The 23,812-nt window shown below is 59.7% G+C and carries 25 protein-coding genes; 7 read left to right on the top strand and 18 right to left on the bottom strand.

Features of this window, described 5'->3' with window-relative positions; all coding sequences use genetic code 11:
- Position 1: 1 nt before the first annotated feature.
- Complete coding sequence (gene ypfM / locus C1N84_RS05470; RefSeq protein WP_104085366.1) at positions 2-61, bottom strand: protein YpfM; 60 nt, start codon at positions 59-61, stop codon at positions 2-4.
- 394 nt (positions 62-455) lie between these two features.
- Between ypfM and C1N84_RS05465 the strand changes: the two genes are divergently transcribed.
- From C1N84_RS05465 to C1N84_RS05455, 3 genes are read left to right on the top strand one after another with little or no spacing between them, the layout of a single operon-like run.
- On the top strand, positions 456-824 hold the full coding sequence (locus tag C1N84_RS05465) for an ArsC family reductase (RefSeq protein WP_125309149.1): 369 nt from the start codon (positions 456-458) through the stop codon (positions 822-824).
- 1 nt (position 825) lies between these two features.
- Complete coding sequence (dapE, locus tag C1N84_RS05460; protein ID WP_010617581.1) at positions 826-1,953, top strand: succinyl-diaminopimelate desuccinylase; 1,128 nt, start codon at positions 826-828, stop codon at positions 1,951-1,953.
- Positions 1,954-1,976: 23 nt separating this feature from the next.
- Positions 1,977-2,165, top strand: a complete 189-nt coding sequence (locus C1N84_RS05455) for a YpfN family protein (RefSeq protein ID WP_021508042.1) — start codon at positions 1,977-1,979, stop codon at positions 2,163-2,165.
- Positions 2,166-2,232: 67 nt separating this feature from the next.
- On the opposite strand, the gene ypfH is transcribed toward C1N84_RS05455, so the two are convergent.
- From ypfH to dapA, 6 genes are all read right to left on the bottom strand, one after another.
- The gene (ypfH, locus tag C1N84_RS05450; protein ID WP_021508041.1) at positions 2,233-2,928 is read right to left on the bottom strand and encodes an esterase; all 696 of its coding nucleotides are present in this window, start codon (positions 2,926-2,928) and stop codon (positions 2,233-2,235) included.
- Positions 2,929-3,001: 73 nt separating this feature from the next.
- A complete protein-coding gene (locus C1N84_RS05445; protein ID WP_264442286.1) occupies positions 3,002-4,978 on the bottom strand; it encodes a tRNA(Met) cytidine acetyltransferase TmcA in 1,977 nt (658 codons plus the stop codon).
- Entirely contained in the window at positions 4,978-5,841 is an 864-nt protein-coding gene (locus tag C1N84_RS05440; protein ID WP_021506607.1) for a KPN_02809 family neutral zinc metallopeptidase, read from the bottom strand. Before C1N84_RS05440 ends, C1N84_RS05445 begins: the two co-directional genes overlap by 1 nt.
- Before the next feature lie 206 nt (positions 5,842-6,047).
- Positions 6,048-6,761 (bottom strand): phosphoribosylaminoimidazolesuccinocarboxamide synthase, encoded by a 714-nt coding sequence (gene purC, locus C1N84_RS05435; protein ID WP_031279423.1) that lies wholly within the window; start codon positions 6,759-6,761, stop codon positions 6,048-6,050.
- Positions 6,762-6,905: 144 nt separating this feature from the next.
- Complete coding sequence (bamC, locus tag C1N84_RS05430) at positions 6,906-7,937, bottom strand: outer membrane protein assembly factor BamC (protein ID WP_021506605.1); 1,032 nt, start codon at positions 7,935-7,937, stop codon at positions 6,906-6,908.
- Positions 7,938-7,951: 14 nt separating this feature from the next.
- Positions 7,952-8,830, bottom strand: a complete 879-nt coding sequence (gene dapA, locus C1N84_RS05425; RefSeq protein WP_021506604.1) for a 4-hydroxy-tetrahydrodipicolinate synthase — start codon at positions 8,828-8,830, stop codon at positions 7,952-7,954.
- Positions 8,831-8,973: 143 nt separating this feature from the next.
- Here dapA and C1N84_RS05420 point away from each other — a divergent pair, with 143 nt between their 5' ends.
- Positions 8,974-9,540, top strand: a complete 567-nt coding sequence (locus C1N84_RS05420; RefSeq protein WP_264442279.1) for a glycine cleavage system transcriptional repressor — start codon at positions 8,974-8,976, stop codon at positions 9,538-9,540.
- A 142-nt stretch (positions 9,541-9,682) separates the two neighbouring features.
- Positions 9,683-10,150, top strand: coding sequence for a thioredoxin-dependent thiol peroxidase (bcp, locus tag C1N84_RS05415; protein WP_021506602.1), 468 nt, complete (start codon positions 9,683-9,685; stop codon positions 10,148-10,150).
- A 57-nt stretch (positions 10,151-10,207) separates the two neighbouring features.
- Here the strand turns inward: bcp and C1N84_RS05410 are convergent, their stop codons facing one another.
- The 9 genes from C1N84_RS05410 to C1N84_RS05370 all read right to left on the bottom strand — a co-directional run bounded on the left by C1N84_RS05410 (position 10,208) and on the right by C1N84_RS05370 (position 18,865).
- Positions 10,208-11,803: a sensor domain-containing diguanylate cyclase gene (locus tag C1N84_RS05410; protein ID WP_021506601.1), complete on the bottom strand. Its 1,596-nt coding sequence runs from the start codon at positions 11,801-11,803 to the stop codon at positions 10,208-10,210.
- A 166-nt stretch (positions 11,804-11,969) separates the two neighbouring features.
- Positions 11,970-12,788, bottom strand: coding sequence for a phosphodiesterase (locus tag C1N84_RS05405; protein WP_394541845.1), 819 nt, complete (start codon positions 12,786-12,788; stop codon positions 11,970-11,972).
- 24 nt (positions 12,789-12,812) lie between these two features.
- Entirely contained in the window at positions 12,813-13,799 is a 987-nt protein-coding gene (locus C1N84_RS05400) for an ABC transporter ATP-binding protein (RefSeq protein ID WP_264442270.1), read from the bottom strand.
- On the bottom strand, positions 13,796-14,608 hold the full coding sequence (locus C1N84_RS05395) for an ABC transporter permease (RefSeq protein ID WP_264442268.1): 813 nt from the start codon (positions 14,606-14,608) through the stop codon (positions 13,796-13,798). Before C1N84_RS05395 ends, C1N84_RS05400 begins: the two co-directional genes overlap by 4 nt.
- A complete protein-coding gene (locus tag C1N84_RS05390; RefSeq protein ID WP_021506597.1) occupies positions 14,605-15,462 on the bottom strand; it encodes an ABC transporter permease in 858 nt (285 codons plus the stop codon). Before C1N84_RS05390 ends, C1N84_RS05395 begins: the two co-directional genes overlap by 4 nt.
- Positions 15,462-16,490, bottom strand: coding sequence for an ABC transporter substrate-binding protein (locus C1N84_RS05385; RefSeq protein WP_264442264.1), 1,029 nt, complete (start codon positions 16,488-16,490; stop codon positions 15,462-15,464). Before C1N84_RS05385 ends, C1N84_RS05390 begins: the two co-directional genes overlap by 1 nt.
- On the bottom strand, positions 16,477-17,499 hold the full coding sequence (locus C1N84_RS05380; protein ID WP_058758324.1) for a substrate-binding domain-containing protein: 1,023 nt from the start codon (positions 17,497-17,499) through the stop codon (positions 16,477-16,479). Before C1N84_RS05380 ends, C1N84_RS05385 begins: the two co-directional genes overlap by 14 nt.
- Positions 17,500-17,623: 124 nt before the next feature.
- Positions 17,624-18,232 carry a DsrE family protein gene (locus C1N84_RS05375; RefSeq protein WP_021506594.1) on the bottom strand — a complete coding sequence of 203 codons (609 nt, stop codon included), beginning with the start codon at positions 18,230-18,232 and terminating at the stop codon, positions 17,624-17,626.
- A gap of 27 nt (positions 18,233-18,259) precedes the next feature.
- Complete coding sequence (locus tag C1N84_RS05370; protein WP_264442260.1) at positions 18,260-18,865, bottom strand: DsrE family protein; 606 nt, start codon at positions 18,863-18,865, stop codon at positions 18,260-18,262.
- 697 nt (positions 18,866-19,562) lie between these two features.
- Between C1N84_RS05370 and C1N84_RS05365 the strand changes: the two genes are divergently transcribed.
- Positions 19,563-21,026, top strand: a complete 1,464-nt coding sequence (locus C1N84_RS05365; RefSeq protein ID WP_021506592.1) for a beta-barrel assembly-enhancing protease — start codon at positions 19,563-19,565, stop codon at positions 21,024-21,026.
- A gap of 216 nt (positions 21,027-21,242) precedes the next feature.
- Positions 21,243-21,590 carry an arsenate reductase (glutaredoxin) gene (gene arsC / locus C1N84_RS05360; protein WP_264442255.1) on the top strand — a complete coding sequence of 116 codons (348 nt, stop codon included), beginning with the start codon at positions 21,243-21,245 and terminating at the stop codon, positions 21,588-21,590.
- Here the strand turns inward: arsC and hda are convergent.
- Both hda and uraA read right to left on the bottom strand, forming a co-directional pair.
- Entirely contained in the window at positions 21,587-22,288 is a 702-nt protein-coding gene (gene hda, locus C1N84_RS05355; protein ID WP_031279417.1) for a DnaA inactivator Hda, read from the bottom strand. The two genes, arsC and hda, sit on opposite strands and share 4 nt — an antisense overlap.
- A gap of 92 nt (positions 22,289-22,380) precedes the next feature.
- Positions 22,381-23,664, bottom strand: coding sequence for a uracil permease (gene uraA, locus C1N84_RS05350; protein ID WP_058781750.1), 1,284 nt, complete (start codon positions 23,662-23,664; stop codon positions 22,381-22,383).
- Positions 23,665-23,812 lie beyond the last annotated feature (148 nt).

Genomic DNA, 23,812 nt, shown 5'->3' with positions numbered 1-23,812 from the left:
ATTACTTACGTAACATCGCTTCGATAAATTCTTTCCAGTTCCCCAGTTCGTGTTCAACCATAATACCCTCTCTTCTTGTAGTGGCGATTTTACGCCGTTTTTTTCTACAGGTGAATACGTTTCCACCTCTCATCACTATCGGCAACTACCGCAGAAAGCTTGAATTTGCCGAAACTGCGGACTGACGCACATTTCAGCAACCTGTTAATGCGACTCATAAAAGCGCGGACTTAATCCGCCAGGCCCGCTTTTGCCGCCTAAGATAATTCTTAGATCGCTAATGATGCCGCAGGCGACAATTTCGCAGGTAAGTGAAAGCGTTTACTGGCCCTGATTAGCGTCGTTTATTGGCGTCGCGGCGAGATGAAAAACAGCGCTGCTGCGCGTCTGACCTCACAGCCCACGGCGCGCTATGGTAAACTCGCGCTTTATTTAACACAGGACGGGAATACGCGATGACAGCGCAGTGGGTGATGTACGGAATTAAGAATTGCGACACCATAAAAAAAGCACGCAACTATTTGAGCACTTCCGGCATCGACTTTCATTTTCATGATTATCGCGCTGACGGGCTGGATGCGGCGCTGCTGCAATCCTTCATCGACCAGCTGGGGTATAACGTGCTGCTGAACACGCGCGGCACCACCTGGCGTCAGTTGCCGGAAGCGGAACGCGATGCCATCCGCGATGCGGCCAGCGCTAAAGCGCTGATGCTGGCGCACCCGGCGCTGATCAAACGTCCGCTGCTGGCGGCGCCAGACGGTACATTGCTGGTGGGTTTCAAAGAACCCGTTTATCACGCCTTTATCCAGGAGAAGTCATAACATGTTCTGTCCGGTCATTGAGCTGGCTCAGCAGCTTATTCGTCGCCCCTCGCTTAGTCCGGATGACGCCGGTTGCCAGGCCATGTTAATTGCGCGCCTGGAGGCGATTGGTTTCCACGTCGAGCCGATGCACATTGGCGATACGCTTAACTTCTGGGCCACGCGCGGCCAGGGCGAAACGCTGGCCTTTGCCGGGCACACTGATGTGGTGCCACCGGGCGATGCCAACCGCTGGATCAGCCCGCCGTTTGAACCGTCGATTCGCGACGGCATGCTGTTTGGCCGTGGCGCCGCTGACATGAAAGGCTCGCTGGCGGCGATGGTGGTGGCGGCCGAGCGCTTCGTTGCTGCTCATCCCAATCATGCTGGCCGGCTGGCGTTTCTCATCACTTCCGATGAAGAAGCCAGCGCCGTCAACGGTACGGTAAAAGTGGTTGAGCGCCTGATGGCGCGCAACGAACGTATGGATTACTGCCTCGTCGGCGAACCGTCGAGCACCGAAGTGGTCGGCGACGTGGTGAAGAATGGCCGTCGCGGCTCGATGACCGCCAATCTGACCATTCACGGCGTGCAGGGCCACGTGGCGTATCCGCATCTGGCTGATAACCCGGTGCATCGCGCGATGCCGGCGCTCAACGAGCTGGTGGCGACCGAGTGGGATCAGGGCAATGAATTCTTCCCGCCGACCAGCATGCAGATCGCCAACGTGCAGGCCGGCACCGGCAGTAACAATGTGATCCCTGGCGAGTTTTTCGTGCAGTTTAACTTTCGCTTCAGCACCGAACTGACCGATCAGATGATCAAAGATCGCGTGGCGGCGCTGCTCGATCGCCACCAGCTGCGCTATACGCTGGAGTGGAATGTGTCCGGTCAGCCATTCCTGACTTCACGCGGCAAGCTGGTGGATGCGGTCGTCAACGCCGTGGCGCACTATAATGAGATCAAGCCGCAGCTGTTAACCACCGGCGGCACCTCTGACGGGCGCTTTATTGCCCGCATGGGCGCACAGGTGGTGGAGCTCGGCCCGGTGAATGCCACTATTCATAAGATCAATGAGTGCGTGAAAGCCTCGGATTTGCAGCTGCTGAGCCGGATGTATCAGCGCATTATGGAACAGCTGATCGCCTGATGACACCTTGAAGGAGAAACCTCATGGAATGGTTAAAAGAGTACTGGTGGGTGATTGTGATTCTGCTGATGGTGGGCGTGCTGATGAACGTCTATAAAGACCTGAAGCGCATCGATCATAAAAAATATATGGATAACAAACCGGATCTGCCACCGCATCGCGATTTCAACGATAAGTGGGACGATGACGACGACTGGCCGAAGAAGAAGTAGTCGCCGCTGATCGTTTAGCGTACAAGGTCGCCCTGCACGGCGACCTTTGTTTTATGGCGCGCCGGTCTCACACCATCATCACCACATCATCGTCGCCCGGCTTCGCCCCGCTCAGCGCCTCATCAAAATAGCGGCGCGGCACGGTATAGCGCAGGTGATTCAGCGCCAGCTGCATGCTGCGTTCATCAATTGCGTGCGGCAGATCGTCAACGATATCCAGCGTCACATCGCCGCCCAGCGCGGTTAAGCGCTGCATCGCCGCTTCCGCATGCTGCATCGGCACCTGCTCGTCATAATCGCCGTGAATCAGGTGGATAGTGTTGCGCGTACTGGCCTGCTCCGGCAGCGTGACGTAGCGGCCGCTAAAGGCCACCACGCGTCCCGCCAGATCCGGCTGGGCTTTTACGCCTTCCAGCACCATGGTGCCGCCCTGCGAAAAACCGACCAGCGCGGTGGCTTCCGGCCGCACGCCGCTCTGCTGCTGCCAGTGACGCACCGACTCGACAAAGGACGGCATCACCGCATCCACGCCCTGCTGCTGCGAGCGGTCGTGTTCCGGTATCTCGGCATACCACTGGCGGCCCTGCGGCGCGCTGGCCGGATAAGGTGCGCCCACCGACACCACCTGCGCCTGCGGAAACGCCTGCGCGAACCAGCTGCCAATCTGCGCCATCGAATCGGGGTTGTCGTTCACGCCGTGATACAGCAAAAACAGCTGCGCGGCGTTATCCGGTTGCTGAACAATTACATATCGTAGTGCCATAACGTCCTCCTCAAATCACTATACGCCGCTGACGGCAAAGTGATATTGGGAAAATTTGAACGAGATAATAGATTTATTGCAATGTGCCGAGGCGCTGCTGCCAGTGCTGCGCGGCGGCGGCATCCAGCGTGATGAGTGCGTCAGCCGCCTCCGCGCGCAGCCTGAGCATCAGCGCTTTACGCCCGCTCACGCCGGCCAGCCGTGCCGCTTCACTCAGCGTTTGTTTTTGTTGCAGTATGGCACACAGCAACGGTGGCGATGCGACACCCGCCAGCCGCTGCAGCACCGCATAGCTGGCTTCATAGGGCCGCTGCGCCCAGGCAAACGCGGCCAGCAGCGGCCAGTCGTCGGCGCTGAGGGATTGATGGTCGGCGGACGACAGGGTCAGCGGCACCGCGATCAGCTTTTGCAGCCACGGCCAGTCGCGCGCCAGACGCTGCGCGGCGCGCTGCTGCAGGGCTTCACCGGCTGGCGTCAGCGCACAAATCGCCATCGCCGCATAGCAACCGCTACTGGCTTCGCGCTGTGAACCGATACGCACCAGCGTAAAGCCGCAGGCACGCCAGAACTGCCACAGCGCTGCGGTGTAGCCAAAGCTCACCGACAGATAATCCGCGCCCTGCGCCTGCTGCCGCGCCGTCGCCACCAGCGCGCGACCGATGCCGCGCTGGCGCTGTGCGGCCTGCACGGCGATGCGGCTGATGCGCAGCGAACGTAACGTCGCCGCTTCAGTAAAACCGGCATGTGCCGCTAATGACTGCGCCACCAGATTGCCGCGCGGACGACGTAAGCCGGCCCACACCGCCTGCGCCAGCGCGGCATCCAGTCCGCCCTCTTCCACCAGCCACAGCGCGCCGGTGACCTGCTGCGGCTGCCCGGCCAGCCAGAAATGCATGCCGGGCGCATCCAGCATACGTCGCAGATCGAGCGGCGAGGTGCGATAGTGGGCGCTCGCCAGCAGACGATAGCCAGCCTGTAAGGCGCCGGCGTGCTGCGCGGGCGTGGCGGCAAAAATCGCTGTCTGCGCGGGTGCGTCGCAGGCTTCGGCCTCAGCAAACAGCAGCGCCGCACTCAGCCACTGCTCCAGCGGATCCTGCGCCGACCAGCGCAGCGGCTCATCCAGCTGGAAATAGCGCACCTGCGGCAGCGTGGCGCAAAAGCGCAGCATGAAACCGCGCCCGGTACCTTCGTAGCCCTGCACCGTGGTGGTCAGCAGAACGCGAGGAAAACGCTGCACCAGCTGCTGTAACAGCGGCGCGGGGATCGCCGCGGCCTCATCCACAATCAGCCATTCTGCCAGCGGCTGAGCCTCCTGCGGCTGAGCGAGAATCGCATCCGGGGCCATAAATCTAAACTGCTCAGCGGCGAACTGCGCCAGCACCTCCGTCGCGGCTTTGGCCGGCGCCGTCACCAGCGCGCTTTGCGTCTGGCGCGCCAGCATCCCCGCCAGCGCCGATTTGCCGCGACCGCGCGGGGCGATGATCACCGCGACACCGGGCGGCATGGCGCACAGCTGACGGACAATCTGCGCCTGCTGCTCGGGGGCGCGACACTGCCACGGCGCGAAGGACTGCGGTGCCGGCAGGCGCGGCGTCTGGTGCTGACGCAGCAGCATCACCTGCGCATCCTGCAGGATATGCTGTTGCAGATGGTGGATGAAATGCGGCGTGGTGATGGGCTGGTCGACATCGGCCCAGCGCAGGCTGTCGCGATCGGGCTGTGCCGGCCAGGCGTTCCAGTCAGGCGTCAGTAACAGCAGCCAGCTGCCGGCCCGCAGCGTCCCGGCCAGCGCAGCGAACGCTTCCGCGTGAAAGCCGTGGCGCGCATCAAAAATGGCATGCTGGAATTCCCGGCCCAGCAGGGTACGCAGCGCCGCAGGCGCGACGCGCTGCGGGAAGTCATCGCTGTCGCTGACCGTTAACCAGTCACCGGGCAGCGCGGCCTGCCATGTGGCCGCCTCCTGGCGCGCCCAGCCGGCCTCACCGGCAATCACGCACAGACGGCGGATACCGGCTTGCTGCATCGCCGCCGTCAGTTCAGCGTGCAACATCAGTTACTGGCGAAGGTGTTGCACTGGCCCGGATTGCCGCTGTCAAAACCGCGTTTGAACCAGGTGTAGCGCTGCTGTGAGGTGCCGTGAGTAAAGCTGTCCGGCACTACGCGCCCCTGACTTTGCTGCTGCAGACGATCGTCGCCAATCGCCTCGGCGGCGTTCAGCGCTTCCTGCAAATCGCCCACCTCAAGAATGTTCTCCTGCTGCATATAGTGACCCCAGACGCCAGCAAAGCAGTCCGCCTGCAGCTCCATCTTTACCGACAGCTGGTTCACCTGCGCCTGCGTGGCGCCCTGCTGCATCTGGCGCACTTTCGGTTCGATACCCAGCAGTTTCTGCACGTGATGCCCCACTTCGTGGGCGATGACGTAACCCTGGGCAAAATCCCCCCCGGCTCCGAGTTTGGTTTTCATGTCGTCATAGAAAGAGAGATCGATATACACCGTCTGATCGGCCGGGCAGTAGAACGGCCCCATTGCCGACTGGCCGGTACCGCAGTTAGTGCGCGTCGCACCGCGATACATCACCAGCTTCGGCGGCGCGTATTGTTTGCCCATCTGCTGGAACAGTTTGCCCCAGGTATCTTCGGTGGTGGCGAGGATCACCGAGGTGAATTTGGCCGCCTCGTTATCCTGCGCCGAATTGACCTGACGCTGCTGCTGTTGCGACACCGGCGCGCCGCCTTCCAGCAGCGCGGTGAGGTCGTAGCCGTAATAGCCAGCGACCGCGACCACAATCAGCAGAATAATGCCGCCCTTGCCGCGCGGCAGACGAATCTGGCGTCCGCCAGAACTAAAACCCGGCGAATCGCCGCGACGATCTTCCACATTGTCGCTTTCACGACGCCCTTGCCAGCGCATGGCCTGCTCCTGTTATCAATGACTTTTGCATGATTTTAGTTGGCGGCAGAGGTTAGTACCAGCGATGCGATGCCAGCGGAGCGAGATTGCGTGCAGGGCGCAGCGTGAAGGCCGTAAACAGACAATAAAAAAGGCCGCCAGCAAGGGCGACCTTCATGCGCTGAAAGGTTTGCGTCTGTTATACCGTGACGCACACCGGCAGAAGCTTAGTCCAGTTTGACACCCAGACGGTGTGCCACTTCTTCGTACGCTTCGATCAGGCCGCCGAGGCTCTGACGGAAACGGTCTTTATCCATCTTGTCCATGGTCTCTTTGTCCCACAGACGCGCGCCGTCTGGCGAGAATTCGTCGCCCAGCGTCACTTCACCTTTGAACAGACCGAACTCCAGCTTGAAGTCCACCAGAATCAGGCCGGCATCATCAAACAGTTTGCTCAGCACTTCGTTGGCTTTGAAGGTCAGTTCCTGCATGCGCGCCAGGTTGGCCTTGCTCACCCAGCCAAAGGTTTCGCAGTACGATTCGTTGACCATCGGGTCGTGTTTGGCGTCATCTTTCAGGAAGAGATCAAACAGCGGTGGATTGAGCAGCATGCCCTCTTCCACGCCCAGACGTTTCACCAGCGATCCGGCCGCCCGGTTGCGCACCACGCACTCTACCGGCACCATCTCCAGCTTTTTCACCAGCGCTTCGTTATCAGAAAGCAGCGCTTCCATCTGGGTCGGAATGCCCGCTTCCTGCAGTTTGGTCATGATGAAATGGTTGAACTTGTTGTTCACCATGCCTTTACGATCAAACTGCTCGATTCGTGCACCGTCTCCTGCTGACGTATCGTTGCGGAATTCAAGTACCAGCAGATCCGGATTGTCGGTGCTGTATACGGTTTTCGCTTTACCGCGATACAACTCAGCTCGCTTTTGCATCTTGTTAACTCCAAACATGAAAGAACCCGTGTTCAGCGGTGTTTCACCGCGCGATGACTGCCTGACGCAATCGTTTACCTCGCCGGGCGCTATTATGCCAAAACCAAAACAAAAAGGCCGGAGAATCTCCGGCCTTTATTGCATTTATTTGTTCAGCGCGCCCTGCAGGACCGCCACCAGCGCATCATTCTGCGCCTGGGTGAGTACGTGTCCTTTCGGATCGATGAACTGCAGGCTGCTGCGGTTATCGAGATCGCCCACCTGCAACTTGTAGTCGCCGTTTGGCAGTTCCGGATCTTTCGCGCCGATGGCGTCAAACGCGCTGCTGCCCGGCTGCTTGTAGGTCACTTTCAGACTGCCCTGCGAGCGGTTGTCATCGGTAACTTCCATGCCCATACGCTTCAGCGCCGCCGGCAGACGCTGCCAGGTGACGTTAAACGGTGAGCGCAGCACCAGCAGTGGCAGGCCGGTGTCGTCCGCGCCGCTCTGGACATCAATCTGTCCGCTGGCACGTCCGGCAGCCGCATCCTGGCTGGCGGTATCGATCTTATCCAGACCGGTGCTGATGTCATTCAGCATCTGACCGGTATAGCGCTGAACCTGGACCGGCGTGGTGACCGTCTGGCCCTGCTGCTGCAGTTCCAGCAGACGTACGGTCAGCACTTGCTGATAGCCCTGGTTCTGCACGCTGATCTGGTAACGGCCGCGATACTGGTTATCTTCGTCAGCACGGTTCCACTGTACCCAGTCGGTGGTGAGCTGCTGCGCCGCATCATCACGCTGGGCAACCGGGAATTTGTACGACTGCACCACGTTCACCACCTGCGACCAGATGGAGCCACGGCTGCTGTCAACCGCCAGCACGCCGGTGTTACCGGTGAACTGCGCGCGGGTGCCGTTCATCAGCGCCAGCGGCTGCGCCGGTGGACGGATATCGAGCTCTTTACCCAGCGCGCCTTTCGCCACGCTGTGCGGCACATCGTAATCACCATTCTGCAGCGGCAGAATCATGCCCGCCGGGGCTTTTAAATCATGCAGTTCAGGCGCCTGCAGGTAAGATTCATCACCGCTGACCTGGCGCTTATAACGCTGATCGCTGGAACAAGCTGTTAGCAGCATCAGGGTGGACAGGCCCACCACGGTTGCCAGCGTCGAGCGCTTAACTGAATAACTCATTGATTCTCCCTAAATTATCGCAGACCCGCCTGGATCAGCGCCTGCGCGGTTTTCGCCTGACCGGCTTCGGTCAGCGGCGTCATCGGCAAGCGCAGCGTGTCATCGGCGATCAATCCTAGCTGTTTCGCGGCCCATTTCACCGGGATAGGATTCGGTTCACAGAAAAGCGTCTGGTGCAGGTGCATCAGACGCTGATTCAGGCGACGCGCTTCGGCAAATTTGCCCTCTTGTGCCAGCGCACAGAGTTCAACCATTTCACGTGCTGCAATGTTAGCCGTGACCGAAATAACGCCTTTGCCGCCCAGTTGCATGGAGTCCAGCGCTGTCGCGTCATCACCGCTGACAATAATGAACTCATCTCCAACCAGCTGTTGGATCTGCGAAATACGCGATAAGTTCCCGGTGGCCTCTTTGATTCCGATAATATTTTTGATTTCAGCCAGGCGGGCAACGGTTTCCGGCAGCATGTCACAGCCGGTACGTGACGGGACGTTATACAGCATCTGTGGCAGATCGGTGCTTTCGGCGATCGCTTTGAAGTGCTGGTACAGACCTTCCTGCGTCGGACGGTTGTAGTACGGGGTCACGGTGAGGCAGCCGACTACGCCGGTGCCGGTAAAGCGTTTTGTCAGAGAGATCCCTTCGGCGGTGGCATTCGCGCCGGTCCCGGCAATCACGGGAATGCGGCCATCGGCCAGCTCCAGGGTTTGCATCACCACATCGCCATGCTCTTCATGGCTGAGGGTCGCGGATTCGCCGGTGGTGCCAACAGAAACAATCGCCGCCGTACCGCTGGCGACATGATAATCAATCAGTTTTTTCAGACTTGCGCGGCAGACATCACCTTTTTCATTCAAAGGCGTAATGAGCGCAACAATACTTCCGGTGAACATGGGCTATCCCCTCGACAAACAAGTGCCTCATGTTACGTTTTCCGCCGAAAGAAAAGCAAGCGAGCCACGCCATTACCGCGCTTGTCAGCAGTTTTTTTTATGTTTACCTTATGGTTATTAGCGAACGTACAGGAAACGCCATTTTGCCGCAGTCACAGCCGCACCATCTGGTGATCACCGCTCTGGGCGTTGATCGTCCGGGTATCGTCAATACCATTACCCGCCACGTCAGCAGCTGCGGTTGCAATATTGAAGACAGCCGCCTGGCGATGCTGGGCGACGAGTTCACCTTTATTATGCTGCTCTCCGGCAGCTGGAACGCCATTACCCTGATTGAATCGACCCTGCCGATGAAAGGTGCCGAGCTGGAGCTGCTGATCGTGATGAAGCGCACCAACGCGCGCGTCACGCCGCCGATGCCCGCTACCGTCTGGGTACAGGTGGAAGTGCCGGATTCACCGCATATCATCGAACGCTTCACCGATCTGTTCGATAAACATCAGATGAACATCGCCGAGCTGGTGTCGCGCATTACGCCCGCCCAGGACGACGCGCCGCCGGTGCTCTATATTCAGATGACCGCGCACAGCCCGGCGAATCATGCCAGCGCACCGTTTGAGCAGGCTTTCCATCGGCTGTGCGAAGAACTGCATGCACAAGGTTCAATTCGCCTCTATAGTGTCACCAACGACGCGCACAGCGCCGTCTGAATCAGGCTCCGGGTTATTCCGCCACACACTCTGCCGCGCTGGCATACCGTGTAGTGAAATAACCCTGAGGTAAACTCCACCTGGCGCTTTTGCCGCTGATGGTGTATTACCCACAGCATGAAGAAAAAAATGGAGAGTTGTGATGAATCCACTGAAAGCCGGTGACACCGCACCGAAATTTAGCTTGCCCGATCAGGATGGCGAACAAGTAAATTTGGCCGACTTCCAGGGACAGCGCGTTCTGGTCTATTTCTACCCGAAAGCCATGACGCCGGGCTGCACCACGCAGGCCTGTGGTCTGCGCGATAACATGGATGATTTAAAGAAGGCGGGCGTGGAAGTGCTGGGCATCAGCACCGACAAGCCGGAAAAACTGTCTCGCTTTGTCGAGAAAGAATTGCTCAACTTCACCCTGCTGTCGGATGAAGATCATCAGGTTTGCGAGCAGTTTGGCGTCTGGGGTGAGAAAACCTTTATGGGGAAAACCTACGACGGCATTCACCGCATCAGCTTCCTGATTGGCGGCGATGGCAAAGTGGAGAAGGTGTTCGACGATTTTAAAACCTCGAACCACCACGATATCGTGCTCGATTACCTGAAATCAGCCTGATTACCAACGGGTGCCAGCCAGGCACCCGTTTTTTTATCCTGCTGTGACGCTGCGCGGTTAATAGCGCGAAACCGTGCTGGCCAGCGCTTCCTGCCCGGCGATCACCACGCAGTTACGTCCGGCGTTTTTCGCCTGATACAGCGCATCATCGGCCTGCTTCAGAATCTGTTCCTGACTGCCGTGCGTCGGCTGCCAGCTGGCGATACCAATCGAAATCGTGATCTGCCCGACCGGATCAATCCAGCCGCCGGCAATGCTGGTGCGCACGCGCTCCGCAATCACCCGCGCTTCATCAGGGGCGGTGGCGGGTAGCAGCATCAGAAACTCCTCGCCGCCGTTCCGGCACACCACGTCGGTCTGACGCGCGCTCTGGCGCAGCGTGCGCGCCACCTGTTTGATCACCTCATCGCCAACATCATGCCCGAAGTTATCATTCACCCGTTTGAAGTGGTCAATATCCAGCGCCAGCACGGCAAACGGCTGCTGCATGGTATCGAAATAGTCGAGCACCGCGCTCAGGCCACGGCGATTGAGCAGGCTGGTCATGGGATCGCTCTGCACCTCTGACTTGAGCCGGCCGATTTTATCCTGTACCAGACCAATGCCGGTGAGCAGCGCGCGCTTCACCTGCGCCGCTTCAAAGTACCAGGCGCGGATCACGCCAATTTCCCCGGAAACGCCCTGGGTATCCATCTGGCTGGCTTTACGCGCCAGCTGCCACAGCGGCAAGGCGATCAACCGGGCCAGAATCACCGCCACCAGCAGCGTCAGCAGCGCAAACGGCACCGAATTCTTCAGCACCTGGAGCAGCAGCCCGGAGAGCGGCGCCAGCGTGACGTTTGTCGGTTTGAGCGCCACCACCATCCAGCCGGTGGTGGGCACCACAGCGTAGCCCGCCAGCTTCGCCGTACCCTCTTCCGTCAGCTGAACTTCGCCATTGCTGTGCTCCTGGCGCTGACGATCGCTGACGATGCCCGGCACGTTTTTGCCAATCAGCTGATTGTTCTGGTGATACAGCACGCGGTTTTCGCGATCCAGTACGTAAACATGGGTGCCGTCACGATAGTACTGCTCGCCGAGCAGCACGTTGAGAATGCTTTTTTTCTTCAGATAAATAGTGCCACCGACGTAGCCAAGATAGCGCCCATCGGTGCTCCATACCGGCCAGGAAACAAACACCAGCAGGTTATTGGTGGCAGAAATGGTGGGCCGGCTGACCATCGGCTGGCGCTGCGCCAGCGCTTCGCGCGAAGACTGGCTGGTGAGCTGCATGCCTTTCAGCATCAGCGATTCCGGCGAAATGGCTTTAATCACGCCGTTGCTGTCGACAATCGCCACCGAGTTAAAACTGCTGGTCTGTTCGCGCAGTCGGTTCACTTCCTGCTGCAGCAGTTCGGGATTGTCGAAATCTTTACCCAGCTGATTGGCGCTGTAGTGCAGCTGCGACTGCGCCAGCTGGAAAAACACTTCGGTGGTGGCCGCCAGTTTGGTGGCGTAAGCGCGATTGGCTTCAAGGGTGCTTTCGATCAGCACCATGCGCTGTACGCGCCAGGTGGCGTACAGCGTATTAGCCAGTGTAATGACGATACTGGTGATCGCCAGCAGCGCAATCAGCGTGCGCAGATCAGTTTTTGGCCGGATGCGCGTTAACATGGCGCAACCGCCCTGGTGAGTAGCTTCATAAGTTAGCGTGCCTGACTATCTTGTTATAATTGGAGGTGTTTACCCTGGTGAGGTAACAGACAATTGTACACCTCTGAGCCAAATTGACTACGACGCAGACCCTCAGGAACGCTTTTTTATTGTGCTATTACTGGTGCTAATCAATTAAACCCTGCGCATCGTAAAACGGCCAGGGTCCTGGATAATCGCCGATTGCGCACAGATGCGTAGTCATCCCCTGCTGCGGCTGCCAGCGATGCAGCAGAAAACCGGGCGGTTCCAGCACAAAGTTCGCCGGACCGTGGTCACGCAAATCCAGTGCCACCTGATGCGACACACCGGGCGCCACGCAGGCCAGCGTGCCGGCAAAACGCGCCTGCACCGAGCGGTGCAGGTGACCACTCAGCACCCGTTCCACCTGGGGATGCTGGCCAATAATGGCAGCCAGCGCCGCCGGATTGCACAGCGGCTGCCGATCCATATGGCCAATGCCGCTCAGGAACGGCGGATGATGCAGCAGTACCAGCGTCGGCAAATCAGGTTCACGCGCCAGCTGCTCTGCCAGCCATTGCAGCTGTGCGTCATCGACGTAGCCCCACGGCTGATGCGGTACGCTGGAGTCGAGCGCCAGCAGCTGCAGATGATTCACACGCATCTGCCAGTTAAGCGTTTCGCCGTGCTGCAGGTAGTGATGCTCCGGAAACGCGGTGCGCAGCTGCTGGCGATCGTCGTGATTGCCCGGCATCAGCAGGAACGGCAGTTGCAGATGGCGCAGCGCCTCGCGCAGCGTCTGGTACTCTTCCGCAGTGCCAAAATCCACCAGGTCGCCGGTAATCACCACCGTATCCGGTCGCGGCACCAGCTGATTCAGCGTGTCGATCACCCGTAGCAGCGCAGCGTGCGTATCCACTTTTTTATAGGAGAGACGGCCATGGGCCTTGATGTGTAAATCGCTGATTTGCGCAATCAGCGTCATTGCGTCAGTCACAACAGCTCCTTATCAGGCAGAAAAGTGCAGCGCGGCATCCTGCGCCAGCGTCCAGCTTACCGGCTGGCCGGCGTGCCAGGCTTCGCGCGCGTGGCGATCAACCTGGATCGGCGCCGCCAGCCCGATATCAATACTCAGCCGCTGCGCAGCGCCGAGAAAGGTGGTGCCGAGGATAAAACCAGGACGTACGTAGCGCTGGTCCGCCGCCAGCAGCACATCCTCCGGGCGGCAGAAATGCTGCGGATTGCCGCGCGCATCGACCCCGACACAGTTAATCGCGCCGACAAAATCCGCGACAAACTGTGACGCCGGGCGCTGGTAAATATTTTGCGGCGTATCGATCTGCACCAGACGTCCCTGCTCCATCACCGCAATGCGATCGCCCAGCGCCATCGCTTCCTGCTGATCGTGCGTGACGTACACGGCGGTGATCGCCAGCTGTTTCAGCAGCGCGCCAATCTCCAGCCGCAGCCGGTCGCGCAGGCGCGCATCCAGCGCCGCCAGCGGCTCATCAAACAGCAGCACCTTCGGACGCGCCGCCAGCGCACGCGCCAGCGCTACGCGCTGCTTTTGACCGCCCGACAGCTTGTCGATGCTGCGCTGCGCCAGCGCGCTGAGATCCACCAGGGCCAGCATCTCCTGCACGCGCGCGTCGCGTTCGGCGCGCCCCACGCCCTGCACTTTCAGGCCGTAGGCGACGTTCTGCGCCACGTTGAGATGGGGAAACAGCGCGTAGTTCTGGAACACCATGCCCACGTTGCGTTTCTCGATCGGCAGCGCTGTCACGTTACGATCGTCAAACCACACTTCGCCGCCGTCGTCACAGCGCTCCAGGCCACTGATGATGCGCAGCGTGGTGGTTTTGCCACAGCCGGACGGACCGAGCAGCACCAGGGTTTCGCCAGGCTGCACCGTCAGATCGAGCGGCTGCAGCGCCAGCTGGTGATTAAAGTGCCGCGCACAGTGGCGCAGCGTAACGGTTACGGCCGCAGGGTTCATGCCGCCTCCTTATTAGCACGCGTCAGCGTACGGTTGAGCCAGTGATTGACCGCGTTGAGCATCAGCAGCAGCGGCAGAATCAGCAGAATAAAGATCAGCGTGTAGGCCGATCCCACTTCCAGTCGCATTGAGGCATAACTGTCTGCCAGCCCCACCGGCAGCGTTTTTGTCAGCGGCGTATGCAGCATCCAGGTGATGTTGAACTCACCCACCGACAGGGTGATCACCATAAACGCCCCGGCGAGAATGCCGTTGCGACAGTTGGGCACCACCACGGTAAAAAAGCGCTGCCACAGGCTGGCACCGAGACTGGCCGCTGCCTCTTCCAGTCGCGGCATCTCCACCGCCTGCATCACCGCCAGCACCGGGCGCAGCATAAACGGCAAGGTAAACAGCACGTGACCGATCAGAATGAACAGCCAGCTATCGCGCAGGCCGGAGAACTGGCCGTACAGCAGGATGATGCCCAGCGCGGTGGCGAGGCCCGGCAGCGCGACCGGCAGCATCAGGCACTCTTCGATGCGCGCCGCCCAGCGCTGCGGCGCTTTTAACAGCCCCCACGCTGCCGGCACGCCGATCAGCAGCGTGATCAGCAGGCAGGCCAGCGCAATCAGCAGCGACAGCCAGAAGGTGTCGGCGTAAAGCTGCCACACCTGGGTCACCCACTTCAGCGTCAGGCCGCTGCGCAGGCCGGTAAAGTAGTTGTTGGTCACGCCGGCCAGCATCGACAGCACCACCGGCACGATCATGAACAGCGCGGTGAGTAGGGTGACCAGCAGTTGCAGGCTGAACAGGCCGCGACGTCTCATGTCACCTCCTGATGGGCCAGTCGGCGCGCCAACATCAGTGCCAGCCAGGCGACGCCGCCCATCACCACCGACAGCGCGGCGGCGGTGGCGAAATTGGCGTAGTTGGTGAATTCGCCATAAATGGTCAGCGGCAGCACCGCCAGATCGGTGCCCAGGGTAAACGCGGTACCGAAGGCACCCATGCTGGTGGCAAAACAGAGCGCGCCGGTGGAGAGTAGCGCCGGCTGCAGCCCCGGCACAATCACATCCCAGGTGATGCGCCACTGACTGGCGCCCAGCGAACGCGCCGCCTCTTCGAGAGAGCGGTCGAGTTTTTCACTCGCCGCCACCAGCGTGATGATGGCGCGCGGCAGTGAAAAATAGAGATAGCCAATAAACAGGCCGGTAAACGAATAGGCCAGCATCCAGCGCTCGTGGAACAGCGCCAGGCTGATTTGCGCCAGCAGTCCCTGACGGCCCGCCAGCATCACCACCAGAAATCCCACCACCACGCCCGGAAAGGCCAGCGGAAACGTCAGCAGCGCCAGCAGCGTGCTGCGTCCGCTGAAGCGCTGGCGTGCCAGAAAGCAGCCGACTGTCGCGGCGATGGCCAGCGTCACCAGCGTGACGGCGAGCGACAGCAGCACGGTATTCAGCAGGCTGAGCAGATAGTGTGGCTGCGTCAGTACCGTCCAGTAGCCGCTGTGCCGGGTGCTGCGGTCGTCCTGCATTGCCATCTGCAGCAGACGGACAAACGGCAGCAGCCAGAAGGCGCAGAAGAACAGCAGCGCCGGCAGCGTCAGCCATAGCCAGCGGCTGCCGGCCAGGCGCGGTGTCCGGCGGCACGAAGCCGCCAGGGTGTCCGTCATCGCCATCAGGGAATCTCACTCAGATAGCGCGCCGAGAAGGCTTTCTGCGCTGCCGCCATCTGCTGATAGTCAACGGTGTGCGCACGCGCATAGTCGCTGTCCGGCAGGAAATATTTCTTCGCTTCTGCGCTCATGGCGCCGGTGCGCACCGGGCGCAGGAACGCGCTGGCCCAGATGGCCTGCCCTTTGTCAGACAGCACATAGTCGATCACTTTTTTGCCGTTCGCCGCGTGCGGTGCATTCTTCACCAGGCTAATGACGTACGGCACCGTTACCGTGCCCTCTTTGGGAATAACAAAGGCGACGTTAGCGTGATCTTTGTAGCGGGCGCGGTAAGCATTGAAGTCATAGTCGAGCAGAATCGGGATCTCGCCGGAAATCAGGCGCGCATACGCGGTCTGCTTAGGCACGATAGGCTGATTCGTCTGCAGCTTTTTGAACCAGTTCAGCGCCGGCGTGAAGTCCTGCATGTTGCCGCCCTTCGCCTGGTTGACCGCCACCGCCGCCACGTAACCGACAAAGGCGCTGGCCGGATCGAGATAACCAATCATGCCTTTGTATTCCGGCTTCAGCAGGTCGTCCCAGGATTGCGGCACCGGCGCGCCGCCCAGCGCATCGACGTTGACCATAAAGCCCATGGTGCCCGAGTGCAGCGCCACCCATTTGCCGTTGCTGTCTTTCATGCCGGCAGGAATGTCATCCCAGTGCGCCGGTTTGTAACTGGCGACCACGCCGGCGCTGTCGGCCTGAATGCCGAAGCTGACGCCGTAATAGACCACGTCGGCCACCGGATTGCCCTGCTCCGCCACCAGCTGCGCCAGCGCCTGGCCGGAGTTTTTGTTGTCCTGCGGCACCTGAATGCCGGTGTCTCTGGCAATCGCTTTGAGCTGAGTGCCCCAGTCGGCCCACTCGGGCGGACAGTTGTAACAGATGGCGGTTTCCGCCGCCTGCGTCAGGCTGGTAAACAACGCGCTGGCGCTGGCGCTGAGCGCGATGGCGCCGGCGTAAATTTTTACTTTTTTATGCAGCATCATGAGGTTCCCTGGTGGTGGCAATAAACGCGGGGGCAGCAACACTCTCACCGCTCCGCAACTGATGTGGCAGCACGCGGGTGCCGCGGCTGACGTTATGCAACAACATATCGATGGCGCAGGCGCCGAGCCGTTCGGCGGGCTGCGCTACGCTGGCCAGCGACGGGGCCATTTGTGCCCCCATCGCAATCCCGTCAAAGCCCATCACCGCGAGCTGCTGTGGCACAGGCACGCCCGCGCGCGCTGCCGCGCCAATCAGGCTGATGGCCAGCAGGTCGTTGGTGCAGATCACGGCGCTGAGCGGGGTGGCACCGCCGAGCATCGGGGCCAGCAGCGTAAAGTCGGATTGGGTGTGGCTGGCCATCTCAATCACCGGCAGCGCCGTCAGGCCCGCGTGCTGCATGGCGTCGCAATAGCCCTGATAGCGCAGGCGTGCACGGTCTGACTGCAGCATCGGTCCGGCGACCATGGCAATGTGGCGATGGCCGAGCGCCAGCAGCTGTGCGGTGGCTTCGCGCATCGCCTGGCGGTTATCCACGCACACCGCCGGCCAGTGGCTGTGCTGCGGCACGTTATGCGCCAGCACAAACGGCAGGCCAGCCGCCTGCAGCGTGCTGAGCACCGCGCTGTTATCCGCATCGGCCACCGTCAGGACCAGGCCCGCCACGCGCTGGCGCAGCATATGTTCAACGATGGCAGCTTCGCGCTCGGGCTGGTAATCGCTGGTGGCCACCAGCAGGCCATAGCCGGCGTCGCGCGCCTGGCGCTCCATCGCCTGTAACTGGCAGGAGAAGATCGGGTTAAGCAGCGAGGGCAGCAGCACGCCGAAGGTGGTAGAGTGCTGCGTGCGTAGCTGGCGCGCGATGTGGTTAGGACGAAAGCCGAGCTGCTCCGACGCCGCCAGCACTCTCTCCAGCGTGTCGCGCCGCAGCAGATGGGGATCGGAAAAGGCGCGCGCGGCCGTGGCGCGTGAAACGCCTGCCAGCTTTGCCACCGTGAGTAAATCGGACATGTTCGCCTCGTAAAGTGCCGATGAGATCGATCTCATTGGCGCCTAAACTAACGGCGAACTGTGACAATGACATCGCGAAGGGATGACGAAAAGATGACAGCAGCCTGCACTGCTGTCGGCAGGATTACAGCATCAGGAAGGCGTACCCTTCGTTTTGCAGCGACGCGACGGTGGTGCCGCTGGAGAGCGTATGCGTGACGCGGGTATCAATCCAGTCGCGCTCCAGCTGATGGAAGGCCACCGACTGGTCGCAAATGGTCACTTTCACCCCGGCTTTCTTCAGCTCATCAATCAGCTTCAGGTTAGGGTTATCGCTGCCGTACGCTTTACGGAACTGATCGTTATTGAGCGCGGCCGGCACCGCATCGCTGTTGATCGACACCACAAAGTTGAGCTGATTCAGCGGCACGCCAGCCGCGTAATAGAGGTTGGTGACGCGTGCCACGCGCTCAAGGCCGAGGTTTGGCTGATGGATATCCCCTTCACTGCGGTTGATCTGAAACACAATCTTATTGCTCAGCCCGGGCGTGTTGGCCGGGTTGTAATCCGGCGTGTTAACAAAGTGAATTTTACCGTAACCGGCAATCGCCGGCGTGCTCCAGAAATCCGCCGGTTCGGTTTTCTGGTCAGCGAATTTCCCGCTGACTTTATCCACCAGTTCCGGCAGCTGCAGCACATTTCCGCCGACAAAGCCCGCCAGCGCGGCGATAACAATATAGGATGCTGGACGCATGACACTTCTCCTTAACCAAAGACGCGATTACATCTGTAAAAAGGCATAGCCCTGATTTTCCAGCGTCGACACCGTGGTCGGGCTGGATAATGCATGAATCACCGACCGGTCGATCCAGTTGCGCGGATAGTGATGGAACGCCACCGACTGATCGCACACCGAGACTTTGACGCCCAGCTTGTTCAGCGCGCCAATCAGCGCGAGGTTGGGGTTATCGACGCCGTAAAACTGCTTAAAATGCGCGTTATCCAGCGTGGCGGGCGTGGCATCGCCGGTCATCGACACCACAAACTGCAGCTGTTCGGCCGGTACGCCAGCGGCGATGTACAGATTGACCACGCGCGCCACGCGCTCCAGCCCGAGGTTAGGCCGTTTGATATCGCCTTCATTGCGGGTCAGCTGGAACACCACTTTGTTGCTCAGCCCCACCGTCGGTTTAAACGCGGCGTCGGCTTCATAATGAATTTTGCCGTAGCCCGCGACCGCCGGCGTGCTCCAGAACCCGTCCGGATCGGCAGGTTCAGCGGAAAAATGGCCCGCGATGCGCTGATACAGGTCATCGCTTTTGATTACGGCGGCACCGACCATCCCACCCACGATGGCAATCAGGGCATAGGAAACAACAGAACGCATAGAAACTCTCCGGCATGCACTGCGCGTTAATTCACAGTCCGTTTGAAAAAGTGCTTTATCTATACCACAGCGCGCGGCGGGCAAAACGCCTGTACTGGCGGGCTGTCCGGCGTTTGGCTGCCAGCAGAAATCATTGCGCCAGCTGATTGAATAAGGCTGTTAATTGAGCGGTGCGGGCGAGTTGAAAAATAGCTGGCCGGAAATACCGGCAGTCACCAGGCAGAGGGATGCACAGCAAATGACAGCGCCTCATCGTGCGGGTTAATACTGTCATCGCGCGGCGCCAGTTGACCAGTGAGCAAAACCTGACCATTCATTTCTGGGCTGGTGATGCACGGCCAGAGCAGCACGATAAAAATCACTGATGGATAAAGCGGGCCAACCGTGGGATTTCAGACGTGTTTTTCAGAGTAAACCTGGAAAAAACCATGCCAGATTCAATTATTTTGAGCAACTTTACGTAACTTTAATTTCACCAGCGCGCTGCGCCGTTTTCTTTTGCCTTTTCGCTATTCAATTTTTTGCTACAAATTTCGCGTCAGTCAGCCATTCTTTGCCATCACGTCAATGTGACGGCGGCATTTGCTTGTATTCTCACTGTGGTTAAGATAGAGCCGCGGCAGAAAAGGAAACGCCGCCACAGAACATTGGCATGACTTTCCTGTCCAATGGCAGGAGACTTTTACAGGATCAAGGCATGTTTAACCGGTTGAAAAAATCAGTGCTGGCGGCCCTTATTCCTGCGCTGCTGCTCACGCCTGCGGTCGGTGTCCGCGCCGATCTGAGCGACAATTTGCCCGACATGGGCACCACGGCAGGATCCACGCTCTCCATTAATCAGGAGTTGCAGATTGGCGACTTCTACGTGCGCCAGCTGCGCGCCAGCGCGCCACTGATTAACGATCCGCTGCTCAATCAGTACATCAATGAACTCGGCCAGCGGCTGGTGGCACACGCCCATTCGGTGCGCACGCCGTTTCACTTTTTCCTGATTCAGAATGACGAGCTCAACGCTTTCGCCTTCTTTGGCGGCAATGTGGTGCTGCACTCGTCACTGTTCCGCTATACCGATAACGAAAGCCAGCTGGCGTCGGTGATGGCGCACGAAATTTCGCACGTGACGCAGCGCCATCTGGCGCGCGCCATGGAAGAGCAAAAGCGCAGCGCCCCGCTCACCTGGGTCGGCGCGCTGGGTTCGATCCTGCTGGCGCTGGCCAGCCCGCAGGCCGGGATGGCGGCACTGACCGGTACGCTGGCCGGTACGCAGCAGGGGATTATCAGCTTTACCCAGGGCAACGAACAGGAAGCAGATCGCATCGGCATTCAGGTGCTGCAGCGCGCCGGTTTCGATCCGCAGGCGATGCCCGCGTTTCTGCAAAAGCTGGCCGATCAAAGCCGCTTCTCGTCAAAACCACCGGAAATTCTGCTTACGCACCCGCTGCCCGATAGCCGCCTGGCCGACGCGCGTAACCGCGCCAACCAGATGCGCCCGGTGGTGGTGCAGTCGTCGCAGGATTTCTATATGGCGAAGGTGCGCGCGCTGGGTATGTACGCCACCGGCCGCAATCAGCTGACTGACGATTTGCTGAATGAGTACGCCAAAGGCAACACGCGGGAACAGCAGGCGGCGCAGTACGGCAAAGCGGTGCAGTTCCTGCAGGCGAAAGATTTTGCCAACGCGAAAAAGATCATCGCGCCGCTGCTGGCGAAGCAGCCGGATAACCTGTGGTTCCTTGATATCATGACCGATATCGACATCGGTCTGAACCAGCCGCAGCAGGCCATCAGCATGCTGAACGCCGCCCGCGGCAGCCAGACCAGTCCGGTGCTGCAGCTTAACCTGGCGAACGCCTACGTCGAGGCGAAGCAGCCGGCCAACGCCAGCCGCATCCTTAACCGCTACACCTTTGCGCACCCTGACGATCTCAACGCATGGGATTTACTGGCGCAGGCTTCAGCCGCGCAGGGGCTGCGCGATGAGGAGCTTTCGGCGCGGGCTGAGAGTCTGGCGCTGAACGGCCAGCTCGATCAGGCCATCACCACCCTGAGCAGCGCCAGCGCCCAGGTGCCGCTCGGCAGCCTGAAGCAGGCGCGTTACGATGCGCGCATCGACCAGTTCCGCGAGTTACAGCGGCGTTTTAAGCAGTATGCAAAAGGGTAAATAGCCGGTTACGCGGGTGGATGGCTGGCAGGATTTCGGTGCGCATCAATGCGCACCCTACGGTCGTCAGATAAACCATTTCATCGATTCGCAGGGTGCATATTGATGCGCATTAGCCGTTTTTTGTAGGGTGCGCATTGATGCGCACCAGCAGTTATTCGTAGGGTGCGCATTCATGCGCACCTGGCAACAATGGATTACGCAGGATAAAAAAACATGGTCCGTATTTATCACAATCCGCACTGCAGCAAGAGCCGCGAAACCCTCGCACTACTGCAGCAACAGGGTATTGAACCGCAGGTGGTGCTGTATCTCGACACGCCGCCGGACATCGATACGCTGAAAACGCTGCTGCAACAGCTCGGCATGCACAGTGCGCGCGAGCTAATGCGCCGTGGCGAGGAAATCTATAAAACGCTGGGGTTGGCCAGTAACGATCTCAGCGAACAACAGCTGTTACAGGCGATGGTGGAGCATCCAAAACTGATCGAGCGGCCGATTGTGATTCAGGGCGACCGCGCCCGCATTGGTCGTCCGCCGGAAGCGGTGCTGGAGATTCTCTAAAGCCCCAGCGCCTCTTTCACGAAGGGAATGGTCAGCTTGCGCTGTGCGCTGATCGAGGCGCGATCGAGACGATCAAGCGTGTCAAACAGCGTGCGCATTTCGCGGTCGAGGCGTTTCAGCAGGAAACGCCCAACGTCTTCCGGCAACTCAAAGCCGCGCAGGCCGGCACGCAGCTGCATCGCCTGCAGTTTGTCCTCGTCGGACAGCGGCTGTAAGCGGTAAATTTGTCCCCAGTCGAGACGTGACGCCAGATCCGGCAGGCCCAGATTGAGCTGACGCGGAGGGCGATCGCCGGTGATCAGCAGGCGGGTTTTGCCGGTTTCCAGAATGCGGTTGTAGAGATCGAAGATCGCCATCTCCCACTCGGCTTCGCCGGCGATGCACTCAATATTATCAATGCACACCAGCGCCAGATTCTCCATGCCTTCCAGCACTTCCGGCACGAACCAGGTGCGCTTATCGAGCGGCACGTAACCCACCGCTTCGCCGCGCGCGGACATTTCGGCGCAGGCTGCGTGCAGCAAATGGCTGCGGCCGCCGCCTTCGCGCGACCAGAAGTAGAGATAGCTGCCGTGCTGTTGCGCCAGCGCGCCCTGCAGCGCCGCCAGCAGTGACGGATTTTCCCCCGGCCAGAAACTGGCAAAGGTTTCATCATCGGGTAGATAGAGTGGCAGTGAAAGCTGTGCCGGCGTGTTCAGAAGTACCTCAACGGATGAGCGGGCAGAAAACCGGGCAAGTTTATCACGATCCGCCGCAGAGATGAACCGGGCTTCCCTGCCCGCAGGATCCTTTAAAGCTCGCGTTTTTCTTCCGCGTCCAGCACCACTTCTTCCGGATGTAACAGACTGATTACCCGGAAAATCAGCGCCAGGCCAACGCCGACGATGGTGGCCAGCGCCATGCCCTTCAGCTCGGCGGCGCCCACGTGCACCTTCGCGCCACTGACGCCAATGATCAGGATCACCGAGGTAAGGATCAGATTCTGCGCTTTGTTGTAGTCAACTTTGGATTCAATCAGCACGCGAATACCGGAAGCGCCAATCACGCCATACAGCAGCAGCGACACCCCGCCCATCACCGGTACCGGGATCGCCTGAATCGCGGCCGCCAGTTTACCGACGCAGGAGAGCAGAATGGCGAAGATCGCCGCACCGCCGATCACCCAGGTGCTATAAACGCGGGTGATCGCCATGACGCCAATGTTTTCACCATAGGTGGTATTCGGCGTGGAACCAAAGAAGCCGGAGATCATGGTCGACAGGCCGTTGGCGAACATCGAGCGATGCAGACCCGGATCGCGAATCAGGTCCTTCTTCACGATGTTGGCGGTCACCACTAAATGGCCCACGTGCTCGGCAATCACCACCAGCGCTGCGGGCAGGATGGTCAGCATCGCGGCCCACTCAAAGCGCGGCGTGTAGAAGGTCGGCAGCGCAAACCACGGCGCGTTTTCCACTGCGCTCCAGTCAACGATACCCATGGCCGACGACAGCGCGTAACCAACCAGCACGCCAATCAGGATTGGGATAATGGCGAAGAAACCACGGAATAGCACCGAGCCAAACACCGTCACCGCCAGCGTCACCAGCGAAATAATGATGGTTTTACTGTCCGCTGTGGTGCCGTCAGCGGGCAGCAGCCCGGCCATATTCGCCGCTACGCCAGCCAGTTCGAGACCGATAACCGCCACGATGGCACCCATCGCCGCCGGTGGGAACATGACATCGAGCCAGCCGGTGCCGGCCTTCTTCACAATCAGCGCCACAATGCAGAACAGCGCGCCGCACAGGATAAAGCCGCCGAGCGCCACTTCATAACCGAGCGGCAGCAGCAGCAACACCGGCGAGATAAAGGCAAAGCTGGAGCCAAGATAGGCAGGAATTTTGCCTTTACAGATAAACAGATACAGCAGCGTGCCGACGCCGTTGAACAACAGCACGGTAGCCGGGTTGATGTGGAACAGAATCGGCACCAGCACGGTAGCGCCGAACATGGCGAACAGGTGCTGCAGGCTGAGCGGAATGGTTTGCAACAGTGGCGGGCGTTCGCTAACGCCTATGGCTCTGCGAGTCATCATTTATCCCCTTCCCTTCGTTCTTTGGCTTATAGCGGCGTTGGCTGCGCTCGCTCACCCGAATCACTTACTTATGTAAGCTCATCGGGATGAACTCGCTTGCCGCCTTGCTCTAAGCCAAATTACTCGGGATTATTTGTTGGTATTT

It is taken from the genome of Pantoea sp. SGAir0418, from assembly GCF_043529865.1.
The sequence above is the reverse complement of the archived record's forward strand: the minus strand, read 5'-3'. Positions and strand labels throughout refer to the sequence as shown.

Bases quoted from the DNA above. Each gene is read 5' to 3' on its own strand.
- C1N84_RS05395 (WP_264442268.1), bottom strand. From the start codon at position 14,608: ATGAGACGTCGCGGCCTGTTCAGCCTGCAACTGCTGGTCACCCTACTC.
- purC (WP_031279423.1), bottom strand. From the start codon at position 6,761: ATGCAAAAGCGAGCTGAGTTGTATCGCGGTAAAGCGAAAACCGTATAC.
- C1N84_RS05445 (WP_264442286.1), bottom strand. From the start codon at position 4,978: ATGTTGCACGCTGAACTGACGGCGGCGATGCAGCAAGCCGGTATCCGC.
- arsC (WP_264442255.1), top strand. From the start codon at position 21,243: ATGGTCCGTATTTATCACAATCCGCACTGCAGCAAGAGCCGCGAAACC.
- C1N84_RS05375 (WP_021506594.1), bottom strand. From the start codon at position 18,232: ATGCGTCCAGCATCCTATATTGTTATCGCCGCGCTGGCGGGCTTTGTC.
- dapA (WP_021506604.1), bottom strand. From the start codon at position 8,830: ATGTTCACCGGAAGTATTGTTGCGCTCATTACGCCTTTGAATGAAAAA.
- C1N84_RS05370 (WP_264442260.1), bottom strand. From the start codon at position 18,865: ATGCGTTCTGTTGTTTCCTATGCCCTGATTGCCATCGTGGGTGGGATG.
- C1N84_RS05380 (WP_058758324.1), bottom strand. From the start codon at position 17,499: ATGTCCGATTTACTCACGGTGGCAAAGCTGGCAGGCGTTTCACGCGCC.
- C1N84_RS05440 (WP_021506607.1), bottom strand. From the start codon at position 5,841: ATGCGCTGGCAAGGGCGTCGTGAAAGCGACAATGTGGAAGATCGTCGC.
- C1N84_RS05390 (WP_021506597.1), bottom strand. From the start codon at position 15,462: ATGGCGATGACGGACACCCTGGCGGCTTCGTGCCGCCGGACACCGCGC.
- C1N84_RS05385 (WP_264442264.1), bottom strand. From the start codon at position 16,490: ATGATGCTGCATAAAAAAGTAAAAATTTACGCCGGCGCCATCGCGCTC.
- ypfH (WP_021508041.1), bottom strand. From the start codon at position 2,928: ATGGCACTACGATATGTAATTGTTCAGCAACCGGATAACGCCGCGCAG.
- C1N84_RS05410 (WP_021506601.1), bottom strand. From the start codon at position 11,803: ATGTTAACGCGCATCCGGCCAAAAACTGATCTGCGCACGCTGATTGCG.
- bcp (WP_021506602.1), top strand. From the start codon at position 9,683: ATGAATCCACTGAAAGCCGGTGACACCGCACCGAAATTTAGCTTGCCC.
- C1N84_RS05465 (WP_125309149.1), top strand. From the start codon at position 456: ATGACAGCGCAGTGGGTGATGTACGGAATTAAGAATTGCGACACCATA.
- C1N84_RS05400 (WP_264442270.1), bottom strand. From the start codon at position 13,799: ATGAACCCTGCGGCCGTAACCGTTACGCTGCGCCACTGTGCGCGGCAC.
- C1N84_RS05405 (WP_394541845.1), bottom strand. From the start codon at position 12,788: ATGACGCTGATTGCGCAAATCAGCGATTTACACATCAAGGCCCATGGC.
- C1N84_RS05455 (WP_021508042.1), top strand. From the start codon at position 1,977: ATGGAATGGTTAAAAGAGTACTGGTGGGTGATTGTGATTCTGCTGATG.
- C1N84_RS05365 (WP_021506592.1), top strand. From the start codon at position 19,563: ATGTTTAACCGGTTGAAAAAATCAGTGCTGGCGGCCCTTATTCCTGCG.
- bamC (WP_021506605.1), bottom strand. From the start codon at position 7,937: ATGAGTTATTCAGTTAAGCGCTCGACGCTGGCAACCGTGGTGGGCCTG.
- uraA (WP_058781750.1), bottom strand. From the start codon at position 23,664: ATGACTCGCAGAGCCATAGGCGTTAGCGAACGCCCGCCACTGTTGCAA.
- dapE (WP_010617581.1), top strand. From the start codon at position 826: ATGTTCTGTCCGGTCATTGAGCTGGCTCAGCAGCTTATTCGTCGCCCC.